Genomic DNA, 13,525 nt, shown 5'->3' with positions numbered 1-13,525 from the left:
ACCAGCATCCCCACCAGCCCCCTCAATGTCCGTTCGAGGCACGCGACGGCAGCCTCGGGGCTCAGCCCCTCGTGGTCGCGCGGCACACCTACCGCCTGCGCGATGCGCTCGGCCGCGGCGCGGGCGCAGGCCTCGTGCAGCCCGGCCTTGCCGCCGAAGTGATAGGCGATGGAGGCGACATTGGTGCCTGCCCGCTCGGCCAGCCGCCGGGTGCTGGTCGCGGCATAACCCTCGGCCCCGAAAAGCTCGAACCCCGCGTCGATGAGATTGGCGCGGGTGGTCTCGGCGGAATTGCCCGATTCGGGCGGGAGGGCTTTCTGGGTCATGCCTTTCTTTAATCAATCGTTTGATTGAATTCAACCGGGGCGATTTCTTGCGGACTCGAGACCGTCATCCGGGCGTGCTATCGATCGCACAGGACGCCACGTCACCCGCGCGGCTTGCGTTCGGTCAAAGTGATCCCCCGGGAAACGTGTCAGACCCGGGGCGCGAATGGAGGAGCCATGAGACACGCCGGAAACCCCACCCCCGAAGACACCCAGGCCCCGGTCGCAACTGTCGCAACTGTCGAGCCCCACAGGCACGACACCATCGACCGCGCCTTCCACGCCACCCTCGGCAGCCTGACCGGGGGCCTGTCGCCCATGGCCCTCGCAACCGCGTGGTACGACTGGGCCGTCCACCTCGCCGGATCCCCTGCAAAACAGGCCGAACTGCACGAGAAGGCCGTCGCCAACGCCGCCCGCGCGCTGCAGGCCGGCGCAAGCTGCGCCCTCGCGCCCGAGGGCCAGGGCTGCGCCGAGATGGCCGCCGACCGCCGCTTCCGCAGCCCGGACTGGCGGCAGTACCCGTTCAACCTTTACGCCCAGCTCTTCCTGCTGACCGAGGACTGGTGGAACGCCGCGACCACCGGCGTGCCCGGAGTCGCCCCGCGCCACGAGCAAATGACCAATTTCGCGGCGCGCCAGACGCTCGACATGATGGCGCCGTCGAACTTCGCACTGACCAACCCGGTGGTGCTTGAGCGGACCAAGGCAGAACGCGGCGCCAACCTCGTGCGCGGCCTCCACAACCTGCTCGAGGATTTCGCCCGCTACGCCGAGGACGCCCCGCCGGACACCGGCAGCTACGAGGTCGGGCGCAACCTCGCCGTGACGCCCGGCGAGGTGATCCACCGCAACCGCCTGATGGAGCTGATCCGCTATCGCCCGGTGACCGAGACGGTGAAGGCCGAGCCGCTGCTGATCGTGCCGGCGTGGATCATGAAATACTACATCCTCGACCTTTCGGCCCATAACTCCATGGTGCGCTACCTCGTGGAGCAGGGGTTCGAGGTCTACATGGTTTCGTGGCTGAACCCGGGCGCCGACGAGGCGGACCTGTCGATGGAGGATTACGTCCGGCTGGGCGTGCTCGAGGCGCTCGACGTCATCCGCCGCGCGGTGCCGGACCAGAAGGTGCACGCGGCGGGCTACTGCCTTGGCGGCACGCTGCTCTCCATTGCCGCGGCCAGCATGGCGCGGGACGGCGACGACCGGCTGGCGAGCATGACGCTGCTCGCGGCGCAGGTGGATTTCACCGAAGCCGGAGAGATCACGCTCTTCATCGACGACAGCCAGGTCGCCTTCCTCGAGGACATCATGGCCGAGCAGGGCTATCTCGGCTCCAACCAGATGGCCGGGGCCTTCCAGATGCTGCGTTCGAACGACCTGATCTGGTCGCGCACCATCCACGACTATCTGCTGGGCGAGCGCGGCGGCATGAACGACCTGATGGCGTGGAACGCCGACGCGACGCGCATGCCGGCGCGGATGCACTCCGACTACCTGCGCGACCTCTTCCTCGACAACCTGCTGGCGCTTGGCCGCTACAAGGTCGGCGGCAGCACCGTGTCTCTCGAGGATATCGAAATCCCGGTCTTTGCCGTGGGCACCGAGAAGGACCACGTTGCGCCGTGGAAATCGGTGTGGAAGATCAACCGCTTCGCCGACGGCGAGAACACCTTCCTGCTGACCAGCGGCGGCCACAACGCCGGCATCGTCTCAGAGCCCGGCCATCCCCGGCGGCAGTACCGCATCGGTGCCGTGACCGGCCACGCCGAAGAGGCGGAGCACTGGCTCGCGCACCACGACCCGGTCGAGGGATCGTGGTGGCCGGAATGGACGAAATGGCTCGACGGACGCTCCACCGGCACGCGCCCCGCGCTTGCGGAGACGCTGCCCGCCCTCGAACCGGCGCCGGGGCGCTACGTCTTCGGCTGACCGGAGCCGGGGAACCAGATGCGGGCCGTCAGCTCTGCCATGCGGCCCGCATGTGCGCGGTAATCCTTGACCGCCTTCTGCCAGAACGCCGCCTGGATGCCGATCAGCTCGGACGGGTTGTTGCAATGCATCGCGCGGTGATGGGTTTCGACATCCTGCCGCACGCGGTCGGCGTAGAAGCTCTGCATCTCGCTGCCCAGGTCGAGCCACGCGTCCATCGCGGCGGTCACCGCGTAGGGCTCGAGATCCCAGCGAATCCGGAATTCATCCGGTTGCGCATCGGGCTTGAGCCGGCCTGTCGGGGTGAACATGTTCATTTTGGGGCCTCCTCCCTTCGATGATCCCGAATTGTACCACAGGCGAGGCGAGTCGCCCTTGATTACGGTCATGGAAGGGGGGCCGCCCGCATGGCATTCACGACGGGCAGGAGTGCCCCATGAGCCAGGATCAGACAGAGGCCATCGCCTTTCTCTCGGACCCCGCCAACCACGCGGGCGCCGAGGTGCGCCACGTGCAGACCCACGGCGCCCACGTCTTCCTCGCCGGGCCGGACGCCTACAAGATCAAGCGGGCGGTGCGGTACGACTACCTCGATTTCTCGACCCTGCCGCTGCGACACGACATGCTCGCCCGCGAGCTCGAGCTGAACCGCCCCACCGCGCCCGAGATCTACCGCGACCTCGTCCCGCTTGTGCGCGCGGCGGATGGCGGGCTCGCGCTCGGCGGCGATGGCGAGGTGGTGGAATGGGTGCTGCGCATGGCGCGCTTTCCAACCGAGGACGAACTCTCGGCGGTGGCCGAGCGCGGCGATCTCGACGACGCACTGGCAGAGGCGCTCGGCACCGAGGTGCAGGCCTATCACGCCCGTGCGCCCCGTCGCGATGCAGATGGAGCGGCGCTGATGGCGGCCATCGTGACCGAGCTCGAGGACGCCTTCGCCGGCATGACCGAGGACCTTGGCCCCGGGCCCGTCTCGCGGTTCCAAGCCACCGCCCGGCCCCTGCTCGGGCAGCTGTCCCCGCTGCTGCGCGACCGTGCGGGGGACGGCCACCTGCGCCGCGCCCATGGCGATCTCTACCTCAACAACATCGTGCGCATCGGTGGGCGGCCGGTGCTCTTCGACGCGCTGGAGTTCGACGAGACGCTCGGCACCTGCGACGTGCTCTACGACCTCGCCTTCCTCGTGATGGACCTGCGGCACCGGCATCTCGACCGCGCCGCCTGCCTCACCCTCGACGCGTGGCTCTTCGCCGCCGGAGGGGCCGAGGATGCGGGCCTTGCCGCCCTGCCCTTCTTCATGGGCATCCGCGCCGCGATCCGTGCCATGGTCGAGGTCCAGACCGGGCGCGCCGCGGGCGGGGCGGCAGAACACGCGGCCCGGGCGCGGGAGTTCCTCGACGACGCGCTGGCAGGCTTCGCCCCTCTCCCGCCGCGGTTGCTGGCGATCGGCGGGCTCTCGGGCACCGGCAAGACCACGCTGGCGCGCGACCTCGCGCCGCTGCTCGCGCCCACGCCCGGGGCCGTGCACCTGCGCAGCGACCTCGAACGCAAGCGCCTCGCCGGGGCCGCGCCGCTCGAACACCTGCCGCCCGGGGCCTACACCCCCGCCGCCACCCGCGCGGTCTATGACCGCCTGCTGGGCCGCGCCGAAACGCTGCTGGGCGCCGGGCGCAGCGTGTTGCTGGATGCCACCTGGCTCGCCCCGTCCGAACGGGCCGATGCCGAGGCGCTGGCGCAGCGCGCCGGGGTCCCGTTCTCGGCGCTCTGGCTCGAGGCGGACACCGGCACGCTGCAAGACCGCGTCGCGGGCCGTCGCCACGACGCTTCGGACGCCACACAGGAGGTTGTCGCAAGGCAGGCGCTGCACGCCCGCGTGCCGGAACACTGGCTCCGCATCGATGCGTCCAGATCCCCCGGGGATACGCTGCTGGACAGCCGGACCGCGCTGGGGCTGTGACCGGCTACTCGTCCTCGGCGCGGTTTGCCAGGCGCTCGAGCTTGCCCATGCGGTAGAGCTTCACCTCGCGAACGAGGCGGAGCGTCGGCTTGGCCATGAAGAACAGCGAGCCCACGGTGAAGAACCAGACCCCCGGGATTTCCCAAGCCGGGGAAAAGAACATCACCGAGCCCACAGTGAAACAAAGCGCGGCGGAAAAGTCCACGAGGGTGTAGACCAGTTCGAACCGGGCATAGACGCGGCGCGTCTCAGGTGTGCGCTCGCGGTTGGCATGGTTGAAGAGTTTCATGTCGCGGGCGGCTCCTTCGTCTGCTTGGTCATGCGGATCGACAACTTGCACCGGATGCCTGCAAAGGACCACCCGCGCGCTGCCGATCCCATGGGGCTGAACGCACAAACGCCGCCGCCGGATCCTAGCGCGACAGACCGCCCCGGATGGTCGGCACGTCCAGCGCCGCGAAGCCGTAGTTGCGCAGCCAGCGCAGGTCGCTGTCGAAGAAGGCGCGCAGGTCGGGGATGCCGTACTTCAGCATCGCGATGCGGTCGATGCCCATGCCGAAGGCGAAGCCCTGCCACTGGCTCGGGTCGATGCCGCCGGCCTCGAGCACCTTGGGGTGCACCATGCCCGAGCCCAGCACCTCGAGCCAGTCGTCGCCCTCGCCCACGGTGACCGAGCCGTCCTTCCACTGGCACTGGATGTCCACCTCGGCCGAGGGCTCGGTGAACGGGAAGTGCGAGGCGCGGAAGCGGGTCTTCACCTGCGTGCCGAAATAGGCCGAGAAGAACTCTTCCAGCACCCACTTGAGGTTGGCCATCGAGATGTTCTTGTCGATGGCGAGGCCCTCGACTTGGTGAAACATCGGCGTGTGGGTCTGGTCGTAGTCGGCGCGATAGACGCGGCCCGGGCAGATGATGCGCAGCGGCGCGCCATGCTGTTCCATCGAGCGGATCTGCACCGGCGAGGTGTGGGTGCGCAGCACGTGCGGCGGACGCTCGTCGTCCTCGGCGCGGTGCATGTAGAAGGTGTCCATCTCGGCCCGCGCGGGGTGGTGGCCGGGGATGTTCAGCGCGTCGAAGTTGTACCAGTCCTGCTCGATCTGCGGGCCCTCCGCCACGGCAAAGCCCATGTCGGCGAAGATCGCGGTGCATTCTTCCCAGACCTGGCTCACCGGATGGATCGAGCCCTGACGGCGGCCACGGCCGGGCAGCGTCACGTCGAGCCACTCGGCGGCGAGACGGTCGTTCAGCGCCGCATCGGCCAGCGCCACCTTCTTGGCGGCGAGCGCGCTGTTGATCTCGTCCTTCAGCGCGTTGAGCTTCGGCCCCATGATCTGGCGCTCTTCCGGGCTCATCTTGCCGAGACTCCGCATCTCGAGGCTGATCTCGCCCTTCTTGCCAACGGCCTGCACGCGCAGCTCTTCGAGTGTCGCCTCGTCGGAGGCGGCGGCGATCAGGTCGATATACTTGTCGCGCAAGGAATCCATCTTGGCACCCTCGGATCTGTCTTTGCCGCATCCACCTATCGGCGCAGGCGTCCGGACGCAAGCACCGACACCCCAGCGGGCGATTGCGCGCGACACGGCAAGCGGCTAGAACACCAGCGCGCATGGCCCGTTAGCTCAACTGGATAGAGCAGCCGACTTCTAATCGGCAGGTTGAGGGTTCGAGTCCTTCACGGGTCGCCAGCGCCCTTCCCGCAACGCAGCTCCGCCGCTTACCGCCCGGCGGGCCGGTCGAAACCAGCTTGCGCGCTCGTCGGTCGCATGATTAGTTACGTTATAACATTACACACCCTCATTCACGGAGTCCCCCCATGCCAGCCACGGATTCGCGCCTGCCCGTCACCGTCCTGTCGGGCTTTCTCGGTGCCGGAAAGACCACGCTTCTCAATGACGTGCTGAACAACCGAGACGGACGGCGGGTCGCGGTGATCGTCAACGACATGTCCGAGGTGAACATCGACGCCGACCTCGTCCGCGACGGCGGCGCCGATCTCAGCCATACCGAGGAGAAGCTTGTCGAGATGTCGAACGGCTGCATCTGCTGCACCCTGCGCGACGACCTTCTGCAGGAGGTGCGGCGCCTCGCCGAGGAGCGGCGCTTCGACTACCTGCTGATCGAGAGCACCGGCATCGCCGAGCCCCTGCCCGTCGCCGCCACCTTCGATTTCCGCGACGAGCGCGGCCAGAGCCTCGCGGACGTGGCGCGGCTCGACACCATGGTGACCGTGGTCGACACCGTGAACCTGCTGAAGGATTACGCGAGTCACGATTTCATCCGCGACCGGGGCGAGAGCCTCGGCGAGGGCGACGACCGCACGCTGGTGGACCTGCTGGTGGACCAGATCGAGTTCGCCGACGTGGTGGTGCTGAACAAGGTCACCGACGCGGGCGCGGACAGGCGCGACGCGGCACGGCTCATCGTCACCGCGCTGAACCCGGACGCGGTGATCCTCGAGACCGACTACGGCCATGTCCCGCAGGAGCGTATCTTCGACACGGGGCTCTTCGATTTCGAGAAGGCGCACCTGCACCCGATGTGGGCCAAGGAGCTCTACGGGTTCGAGGACCACGTGCCCGAGACCGAGGAATACGGCGTCACCTCCTTTGTCTACCGGGCGCGGCGGCCGTTCCATCCGCAGCGCGTGCACGACGTGCTGAACGGGCCGCTGCCGGGCGTGATCCGGGCCAAGGGGCACTTCTGGGTGGCGACCCGCCCGGACTGGCTGGCCGAGTTCTCGCTGGCCGGTGCGCTGAGCAGCATCCGTCCCATGGGCATGTGGTGGGCGACCGTCCCGTCCGAGCGCTGGCCCGACCACCCGCAGGCGCTCGACTACCTGCGGCAGCACTGGCTGGAGCCCTTCGGCGACCGCCGGCAGGAGCTGGTCTTCATCGGTGCGGGGATGGACCGGGCGGCGATCACCGCCGCGCTGGACGCGGCGCTGGTGGGCGACGCCGAGCGCTTCGAGCCGCAGCAATGGCAGGACCTGCCCGACCCCTTTCCCGCCTGGCGCCGCGCGCCGCAGGCAGCATGAGCATGGAGAGGTCAGGCCCGGAGCGGAGCAATGCCCGCAGCTCGCTCCGCCGCCGCAGGCGCACGGGCGACCCGATGGCAGCTTATGACCGGCTGCCGCCCGAGCTGCGGCTCTGGCTGGCCGAGGCCGCCCTGCCCTGGTCGGCGGGTTCCGCGCTGCGGGTCTGGAGCAAGGCGCTGCGGGCCTGCGGTGGTGACACCGCCGAGGCCCGGCGGCAGCTTTCGCACCTTGAGCGGCGGCGCCTGTCCGAGGACGCCCCGCGCATCTGGGGCACGCGCCACCCCATCAGCGCCGAGCATCCGGCCTGAGGCCGCGGCGCAGGCACCCGGACAAGAAAAAACCGCGCCCGGGACAGCCCGGACGCGGTTTCAAGTTCTGCATGGGGTGCGGCGCTTACGCGGCCAGCGCGCCCTTGGCCTGCTCGACGATGGCACCGAATGCTTCGGGCTCGTGCACGGCCAGATCGGCGAGAACCTTGCGGTCCACTTCGATCCCGGCCTTGGTCAGGCCGTTGATGAACTTCGAGTAGGTCAGCGCTTCGTCGTGCGCGCGCACAGCAGCGTTGATCCGCTGGATCCACAGGGCGCGGAAGTTGCGCTTCCGGTTCTTGCGGTCGCGGGTCGCGTACTGGTTCGCCTTGTCGACGGCCTGGGCTGCAACCTTGAAGGTGTTCTTGCGACGGCCGTAGTAGCCTTTCGCCTGATCCAGAACCTTCTTGTGACGGGCGTGGGTGACGGTACCACCTTTGACTCGTGCCATGTGTCTAGCCTCCTATCAGCGGTCGTAGGGCATGTAGCCCTTGACGATTTTCGCGTCGGGGGCCGACAGCGTGGTGGTGCCGCGAGCGTCGCGGATGAACTTCGTGGTGCGCTTGATCATGCCGTGGCGCTTGCCAGCCTGACCCGCGATGACCTTGCCGGTCGCAGTCACCTTGAAGCGCTTCTTGGCGCTCGACTTCGTCTTCATCTTGGGCATTTCCGTCTCCTTGACGTCTTGCGGTGAACGCGCGACTCGGCATGCCACAGTGAGCCGGCCACGCGGTAGGAGGCGCCCCTATAGGCCGCGGCGCCTTCCGATGCAAGGGGGTTTCCGGGGCGCGGGCGCCCTGCCCGACAACCGTAGCGGGATCAGCCGCCCAGCTTCTCCTGCAGCTCGCTCATCATCTCTGCGGCCTCGTTCGTCAAGGCCTCCAGGTCGACCTTGGTGAGCTCACCATCGGCCTTGAGGATCTCTCCGCCGATCATCACGAAGCGCACGTTGTCCGGCCCGGCCTTGCGGGTGAGCTCGATGTCCGGGGGGAGCTTGCCGGTTTCGTCCAGCCCCTCGGTCGAGATCGCGATGAGGTCCGCAGGCCCGCCCTTGACCAGCGTGCCCACACCATCGGGCGCCTGAACGGCCAGCGCGCCCGCGCGGGTCGCCCAGTCGAACACCGTGGCGCCGTTGATCGCCTCTTCGCCCATGGTCTCGTCCGCCGCCTCGGCGACAAGGCGCATGACGGTGAACATGTCGGCCGCGCCCTCGGGCCCGGTGGTGCCGCCCCCCACGCCCATGTTGAGCCCGGCCTCGCGCATGGCGCCGATGTCCGGCGCACCGAAGTCCATCGCAGCCTCGGTCGTCGGCGCGACAATGAGCGGGCTGCCGGCCTCGGCCAGCCGCGCGAGGTCCTCCGCCGGGGCCGAGGTCATGTGCACCACCTGCACGTCCGCGCCCAGCATCCCCTGCTCGGACATCGCCTGAACGTTGTGCAGCTCCGCCGCGCCCTGCGAGCCTCCCATGTGGAAGGAGACCGGCAGGCCGTACCCGCGCGCCTTGGAGATCTCTTCCTGCAGCACCTCGGGCGTCGAGCTGTCGGGCCCGCGCAAAGCCACGCCAAGGCCGACGGGGCCGTGCTCCCAGGTCGAGACCGTGTCGCGCAGGTCGTCGAGGTCCATCGGCTTGTCATGAGAGCCGGCGTGCGGGTATCCGTAGTTGAACCGCCCGCCAAGGCCCGAGTCGCGCATCGCCCCGACCTCGGCATCGGCGTGCTCGGGCGAGACCACGTTGTCGGCCCAGTTGTTGACCCAGGTGATGCCCGAGTTGACCGCGAGCGCCGCGGCCAGCTCGACCGAAAGGGCCGAGGCTTCGGGCGTCCAGACCTCCGCCAGCGCGTCCATGGTTTCGGCGCTGCCGTCGCCGAGTCCGCGGGCGATGGCGCTCCACATGTGCGAGTGCCCATCCACCAGCCCCGGGGTGATGAGCAGGCCGCTGAGGTCGATAACCTCGGCACCCTCTGCCTTGAGCTCGGGCGCGATGGCGGCGATGCGGTCCCCCTCGATGAGGATCTCGAGCCTCAGGGGGTTGGTCCAGCCGCCCTCCATGGTGATCACTTCGGCCCCGGTGAGAAGCGTGCGCTGGGGGGGCTGCGCGTTGGCTAGCGCGGGGATGAACATCCCGGCGATGGCTGCAGTTCTGAGAAGCATCTGGAAGAGCCCTTGGATAAAGTGGCGACTCTGATCCAATGGGCGGGACGCACGCGACGTTCCGGCCGATCACGCGGGCGTGAGCGACCGTGACTTTCCCGGCATCACTGTCGTGTGAGGGTAAAGTAGGAACACAGGCGGCCCGTCAAACGCGAAGGGACGGCGCCGCCAGCACGCGCCCTCGGGGCGCTGCGAGCCCCCGCAGGAACGGGGGGCCGCAGGATCGGGGATCACTCCGGGTCGGTGGAGTAGATCAGGCGCTCGTCGCAGGGCGCGACGCGCAGGATGTTGGTGGTGCCGGGCATGTTGAAGGGCACGCCCGCGGTCACCACGATCTGGTCCTCGGAGCCGGCATAACCCTGCGCCCGCGCGGCGCGGGCGGCGTTGACCACCGCCTGCTTGAAGCGCTCGAGCTCGCCGGTCATCACGCAGTTCACGCCCCAGGTCAGCGACAGGCGGCGCGCGGTGCCGCGCAGCGAGGTCATGGCGATGATCGGAACCCGCGGACGCTCGCGCGCGACCTTGGCCACCGTGGTACCCGAGGAGGTAAAGCAGCAGATCACCTTGATGTTCGCGGTCTCGGCAATCTCGCGCGCGGCGGCAACGATGCCGTCGGCGACGCTTGCACGGTCGATGTTGCGGCTGGCCTCGATGACCTCGGTGTAGGTCGGGTCCTTCTCGACGCCCACGGCCACGTTGTTCATCGTGGTGACCGCCTCGACCGGGTACTGACCGGCTGCGGATTCCGCCGAGAGCATCACCGCGTCGGCGCCCTCGTAGATGGCGGTCGCCACGTCCGAGACTTCGGCCCGGGTGGGCATCGGGCTCTCGATCATCGACTCGAGCATCTGGGTGGCGACGATCACCGGCTTGCCGGCCTTGCGGCACATGCGGATCAGGCGCTTCTGGATCGGCGGGACGTTCTGCACCGGCAGCTCGACGCCGAGGTCACCGCGGGCGACCATGACGCCGTCGGAGACCTCAAGGATCTTCTCGAAGGACTTCACCGCGGCGGGCTTCTCGATCTTCGACAGGATCGCGGCGCGGCCGTCGGCCAGCTTGCGGGCCTCGATCACGTCCTCGGGGCGCTGCACGAAGCTCAGCGCCAGCCAGTCGACGCCGAGCGCGGCGGCGAACTCGAGATCCTTGCGGTCCTTCTCGGACAGCGCCGCCAGCGGCAGCACGACGTCGGGCACGTTCACGCCCTTGCGGTTCGAGATCGTCCCGCCCGCCTCGATGACGCAGTTGGCGAAATCCTTGCCGCATTCCTCGACCCGGAGACGGATCTTGCCGTCGTTCACCAGAAGATGCGCGCCCACGCCGATGGCCTGGAAGATCTCGGGGTGCGGCAGGCAGACCCGCCGCTTGGTGCCCGGCGCCTTGTCGAGATCGAGGCGGAAGGTCTCGCCCCATTCCAGCTCTTCCTCGCCGTTCTCGAACTCGCCGACGCGGAGCTTCGGCCCCTGCAGGTCGGCGAGGATGGCGATGGGGCTGTCGAGGTCCTTCTCGACCTGCCGGATCGCGCGGTGCAGCTTGGTGATGTCCTCGTGGCTGCCGTGGCTCATGTTGAGACGGAAGACATCGGCGCCCGCCTCGTGCAGCGTGCGGATCATCTCGTAGGTGTTGCTGGAGGGTCCCAGCGTGGCCACGATCTTGACTTTGCGCAAACGTCTCATTGTCCGTCTCCCTGCTCCGGCTTCGTCCTGGCGCCGGCCGCGCCTGACATGATCTTCAATCAGTTACCGCTAACGCCCGGTTGACGGTATTGCCCAATTCCATTCGCCACGCAACTGCTCTAAGTGTGCGTGACGGAACAACACAAAATCATGACCTACACGCCATATCACATCGAGGGCGCCGACCGCGGCGGCCGTTTCCTTGTCACCTGCGATCATGCGAGCAATACCGTGCCGCCCGATCTCGGGGGAACCCTTGGCCTGCCTGCCGAGGACATGCGCAGGCACATTGCCTATGATGTAGGCGCTCTCGGTCTGGCGCGCGCTCTGGCGGCGTCGCTCGACTCGCCGCTGATCTGGGCGGACTTCTCGCGGCTGGTGATCGATCCCAACCGCGGCGAGGACGACCCGACGCTGCTGATGCGCCTCTACGACGGCTCGGTGATCCCCGGAAACCGCCACGCCTGCGCCGAGGAACGCGGCCGCAGGCTCGACGCGTATCACCGCCCCTACCACCGCGCGCTCGAGACGCTCGCCGCCTCACGCGGGGAGGACGTGGCCATCGTCGCCGTGCACTCCTTTACCCGCCAGCTGCGCGGGCGCCCGACCCGGCCGTGGCACGTGGGCATCCTGCACGCCTGGGACGCGCGGCTCTCGGACCCGCTGATCGCCAGGCTCGAGGCCGAGCCCGACCTGACCGTGGGCCGCAACGAGCCCTACCCCGGGCACCTGCCCGGCGACTCGATCGACCGCCACGCCCTGAAGCACGGGCGGGTGAACACGCTGATCGAACTGCGCAACGACCTGATCGAGAGCGAACAGGCCCAGATGCACTGGGGTGCCCGGCTCGCGCCGCTGCTCGAGGCGGCGCTGGACGAGGTGCCGGAATGACGGAGGATACCATGGACGACCAGACCCGTATCGAGATTGAGGCAGCCGCCTTCCGCCGGCTGCGCCAGCACCTGATGGAAGACCGCAGGGACGTGCAGAACATCGACCTGATGAATCTCGCCGGCTTCTGCCGCAACTGCCTGGCCCGATGGTTCCAGGAAGCCGCCGCCGAGCGCGGCGTCGAGATCGGCAAGGACGAGGCGCGCGAGATCTACTACGGCATGCCCTACGACGCGTGGAAGGCCGAGCACCAGGCACCGGCGGACGACGCGAAAAAGGCCGCCTTCGAGACGGCCTTCCGGGAGAATGTCGGCAAAAAGGACTGACCCGGGCCACGGAGGCCCGGCAGCGTCCGGGCCTTACAGCTTGGAATCGCGCGCGCGCAGCTGGCGGGCGCGGGTGAGGATCGCATCCTCGATGGCGCGCACCGTGGTCGCGTCGACCGGGCCGGAGCTGGTCATCAGCGCGAGGTTCAGCGAGCGGGCGTCGAGCGCCGGGTCGGTCACGAGGATCGTCGCGCGGTAGGCACGGCCGCCACCCGGCGGCGTGCCGTAGCCGGTGGTGATGACCCCGGTGAAAGGATCCACTGAATCCACCGGCAGGAAATCCAGCACCTCGAGCGAGGCATTCCAGATGTACTTGTTCACCGCACCGATCTCGGAGGGATCGGGACGGTTGCCGAAGATATCCCAGATTGTCGAATCCGGTTTGCCCTCGGCTCCGTAGATCTCCTGCTCGATGATCGCCTGCGAGGTCGCGGCGTTGCCGGGAGGCACGTTGCGCGTGTCAGCGCCCTGACGGTCGAACCAGCTTGCACATCCGGACAGCATCAGCGCACCGCCGGTCAGCACGACTCCGGTCGCCATTTGCACCTTGTTCATCAGCTCAAGCTCCTGCCCGTCGGTCTTGTCTGACACTCCATACCGGTCACGTCGGCGCGCGACAAGACGTCAATCCCGAATGCCCCCTAAGCCCTTGGCGGATACAGGCATGGCCCCCCGGGAAGCGTTGTGGCAATTGGGCAACTCTGCCCGCCTTGTTCGGCCAGGGGCTCAGCGACCAGTTGCAATGACGAGCTCTGAAAGCGCATAGAACCTCCATCAAGGCCGGGCTACCCGGATTGGTACGCGCCTTACGAACACATGAGGGAAACAATGAAAAAGATTCTGTTTGCTACCACCGCGCTGGTTGCAACCGCAGGCATCGCCTCGGCAGAAGTCACCCTGTCCGGCCAAGCCGAAATGGGT

16 protein-coding genes and 1 tRNA gene are annotated in these 13,525 nt (G+C 68.1%); 8 read left to right on the top strand and 9 right to left on the bottom strand.

Annotated features, from left to right (window positions below):
• Positions 1-326 (bottom strand): TetR family transcriptional regulator (locus tag HC022_RS09890; RefSeq protein WP_167452308.1); only part of this gene is annotated, 326 nt, incomplete at its 3' end.
• A 177-nt stretch (positions 327-503) separates the two neighbouring features.
• Here HC022_RS09890 and HC022_RS09885 point away from each other — a divergent pair.
• Positions 504-2,261, top strand: coding sequence for an alpha/beta hydrolase (locus tag HC022_RS09885; RefSeq protein WP_167452307.1), 1,758 nt, complete (start codon positions 504-506; stop codon positions 2,259-2,261).
• On the opposite strand, the gene HC022_RS09880 is transcribed toward HC022_RS09885, so the two are convergent.
• Positions 2,246-2,578 (bottom strand): phasin family protein, encoded by a 333-nt coding sequence (locus HC022_RS09880; protein WP_008883905.1) that lies wholly within the window; start codon positions 2,576-2,578, stop codon positions 2,246-2,248. The genes HC022_RS09885 and HC022_RS09880 overlap by 16 nt on opposite strands.
• Before the next feature lie 119 nt (positions 2,579-2,697).
• Between HC022_RS09880 and HC022_RS09875 the strand changes: the two genes are divergently transcribed.
• Entirely contained in the window at positions 2,698-4,218 is a 1,521-nt protein-coding gene (locus HC022_RS09875; RefSeq protein WP_167452306.1) for a bifunctional aminoglycoside phosphotransferase/ATP-binding protein, read from the top strand.
• A gap of 4 nt (positions 4,219-4,222) precedes the next feature.
• Here the strand turns inward: HC022_RS09875 and HC022_RS09870 are convergent, their stop codons facing one another.
• Together HC022_RS09870 and pheS are read right to left on the bottom strand one after the other, a co-directional pair.
• Positions 4,223-4,507 carry a YrhK family protein gene (locus HC022_RS09870; RefSeq protein ID WP_008884707.1) on the bottom strand — a complete coding sequence of 95 codons (285 nt, stop codon included), beginning with the start codon at positions 4,505-4,507 and terminating at the stop codon, positions 4,223-4,225.
• Positions 4,508-4,631: 124 nt separating this feature from the next.
• Positions 4,632-5,702: a phenylalanine--tRNA ligase subunit alpha gene (pheS, locus tag HC022_RS09865; protein WP_089962025.1), complete on the bottom strand. Its 1,071-nt coding sequence runs from the start codon at positions 5,700-5,702 to the stop codon at positions 4,632-4,634.
• A 124-nt stretch (positions 5,703-5,826) separates the two neighbouring features.
• On the opposite strand from pheS, the gene HC022_RS09860 reads away from it, so the two are divergent.
• The 3 genes from HC022_RS09860 to HC022_RS09850 all read left to right on the top strand — a co-directional run bounded on the left by HC022_RS09860 (position 5,827) and on the right by HC022_RS09850 (position 7,560).
• Positions 5,827-5,903 (top strand) — tRNA-Arg (locus HC022_RS09860).
• A gap of 128 nt (positions 5,904-6,031) precedes the next feature.
• Positions 6,032-7,252, top strand: coding sequence for a zinc metallochaperone GTPase ZigA (zigA, locus tag HC022_RS09855; RefSeq protein WP_008885716.1), 1,221 nt, complete (start codon positions 6,032-6,034; stop codon positions 7,250-7,252).
• Entirely contained in the window at positions 7,249-7,560 is a 312-nt protein-coding gene (locus tag HC022_RS09850) for a DUF6525 family protein (RefSeq protein ID WP_368484645.1), read from the top strand. The genes zigA and HC022_RS09850 overlap by 4 nt, the downstream gene beginning before the upstream one ends.
• An 85-nt stretch (positions 7,561-7,645) precedes the next feature.
• Here the strand turns inward: HC022_RS09850 and rplT are convergent, their stop codons facing one another.
• The 4 genes from rplT to pyk form a co-directional block, all read right to left on the bottom strand.
• Complete coding sequence (gene rplT / locus HC022_RS09845) at positions 7,646-8,011, bottom strand: 50S ribosomal protein L20 (RefSeq protein ID WP_008885543.1); 366 nt, start codon at positions 8,009-8,011, stop codon at positions 7,646-7,648.
• Positions 8,012-8,026: 15 nt separating this feature from the next.
• Positions 8,027-8,227, bottom strand: a complete 201-nt coding sequence (gene rpmI, locus HC022_RS09840) for a 50S ribosomal protein L35 (RefSeq protein ID WP_008884871.1) — start codon at positions 8,225-8,227, stop codon at positions 8,027-8,029.
• A 152-nt stretch (positions 8,228-8,379) separates the two neighbouring features.
• Positions 8,380-9,711 (bottom strand): amidohydrolase family protein, encoded by a 1,332-nt coding sequence (locus tag HC022_RS09835; protein WP_167452304.1) that lies wholly within the window; start codon positions 9,709-9,711, stop codon positions 8,380-8,382.
• A gap of 230 nt (positions 9,712-9,941) precedes the next feature.
• On the bottom strand, positions 9,942-11,387 hold the full coding sequence (pyk, locus tag HC022_RS09830; RefSeq protein WP_008885882.1) for a pyruvate kinase: 1,446 nt from the start codon (positions 11,385-11,387) through the stop codon (positions 9,942-9,944).
• Positions 11,388-11,537: 150 nt separating this feature from the next.
• On the opposite strand from pyk, the gene HC022_RS09825 reads away from it, so the two are divergent.
• Positions 11,538-12,278, top strand: coding sequence for an N-formylglutamate amidohydrolase (locus HC022_RS09825; RefSeq protein ID WP_167452303.1), 741 nt, complete (start codon positions 11,538-11,540; stop codon positions 12,276-12,278).
• An 11-nt stretch (positions 12,279-12,289) separates the two neighbouring features.
• On the top strand, positions 12,290-12,604 hold the full coding sequence (locus tag HC022_RS09820) for a DUF1244 domain-containing protein (protein ID WP_040383804.1): 315 nt from the start codon (positions 12,290-12,292) through the stop codon (positions 12,602-12,604).
• Positions 12,605-12,637: 33 nt separating this feature from the next.
• Here the strand turns inward: HC022_RS09820 and HC022_RS09815 are convergent, their stop codons facing one another.
• Positions 12,638-13,159 carry a DUF3576 domain-containing protein gene (locus HC022_RS09815; protein WP_167452302.1) on the bottom strand — a complete coding sequence of 174 codons (522 nt, stop codon included), beginning with the start codon at positions 13,157-13,159 and terminating at the stop codon, positions 12,638-12,640.
• A gap of 273 nt (positions 13,160-13,432) precedes the next feature.
• On the opposite strand from HC022_RS09815, the gene HC022_RS29070 reads away from it, so the two are divergent.
• The coding region (locus HC022_RS29070; protein WP_167452301.1) for a porin at positions 13,433-13,525 on the top strand (93 nt) is incomplete at its 3' end.

This window comes from Salipiger sp. HF18, from assembly GCF_011806505.1.
Lineage (GTDB): Bacteria > Pseudomonadota > Alphaproteobacteria > Rhodobacterales > Rhodobacteraceae > Salipiger > Salipiger thiooxidans.
Note: the sequence above shows the minus strand (reverse complement) of the source record. Positions and strands in the feature narration are given on the sequence as shown.

Bases quoted from the DNA above. Each gene is read 5' to 3' on its own strand.
- pheS (WP_089962025.1), bottom strand. From the start codon at position 5,702: ATGGATTCCTTGCGCGACAAGTATATCGACCTGATCGCCGCCGCCTCC.
- HC022_RS09880 (WP_008883905.1), bottom strand. From the start codon at position 2,578: ATGAACATGTTCACCCCGACAGGCCGGCTCAAGCCCGATGCGCAACCG.
- HC022_RS09835 (WP_167452304.1), bottom strand. From the start codon at position 9,711: ATGCTTCTCAGAACTGCAGCCATCGCCGGGATGTTCATCCCCGCGCTA.
- zigA (WP_008885716.1), top strand. From the start codon at position 6,032: ATGCCAGCCACGGATTCGCGCCTGCCCGTCACCGTCCTGTCGGGCTTT.
- rplT (WP_008885543.1), bottom strand. From the start codon at position 8,011: ATGGCACGAGTCAAAGGTGGTACCGTCACCCACGCCCGTCACAAGAAG.
- HC022_RS09870 (WP_008884707.1), bottom strand. From the start codon at position 4,507: ATGAAACTCTTCAACCATGCCAACCGCGAGCGCACACCTGAGACGCGC.
- HC022_RS09885 (WP_167452307.1), top strand. From the start codon at position 504: ATGAGACACGCCGGAAACCCCACCCCCGAAGACACCCAGGCCCCGGTC.
- rpmI (WP_008884871.1), bottom strand. From the start codon at position 8,227: ATGCCCAAGATGAAGACGAAGTCGAGCGCCAAGAAGCGCTTCAAGGTG.
- HC022_RS09825 (WP_167452303.1), top strand. From the start codon at position 11,538: ATGACCTACACGCCATATCACATCGAGGGCGCCGACCGCGGCGGCCGT.
- HC022_RS09850 (WP_368484645.1), top strand. From the start codon at position 7,249: ATGAGCATGGAGAGGTCAGGCCCGGAGCGGAGCAATGCCCGCAGCTCG.
- HC022_RS09815 (WP_167452302.1), bottom strand. From the start codon at position 13,159: ATGAACAAGGTGCAAATGGCGACCGGAGTCGTGCTGACCGGCGGTGCG.
- HC022_RS09875 (WP_167452306.1), top strand. From the start codon at position 2,698: ATGAGCCAGGATCAGACAGAGGCCATCGCCTTTCTCTCGGACCCCGCC.
- pyk (WP_008885882.1), bottom strand. From the start codon at position 11,387: ATGAGACGTTTGCGCAAAGTCAAGATCGTGGCCACGCTGGGACCCTCC.
- HC022_RS09820 (WP_040383804.1), top strand. From the start codon at position 12,290: ATGGACGACCAGACCCGTATCGAGATTGAGGCAGCCGCCTTCCGCCGG.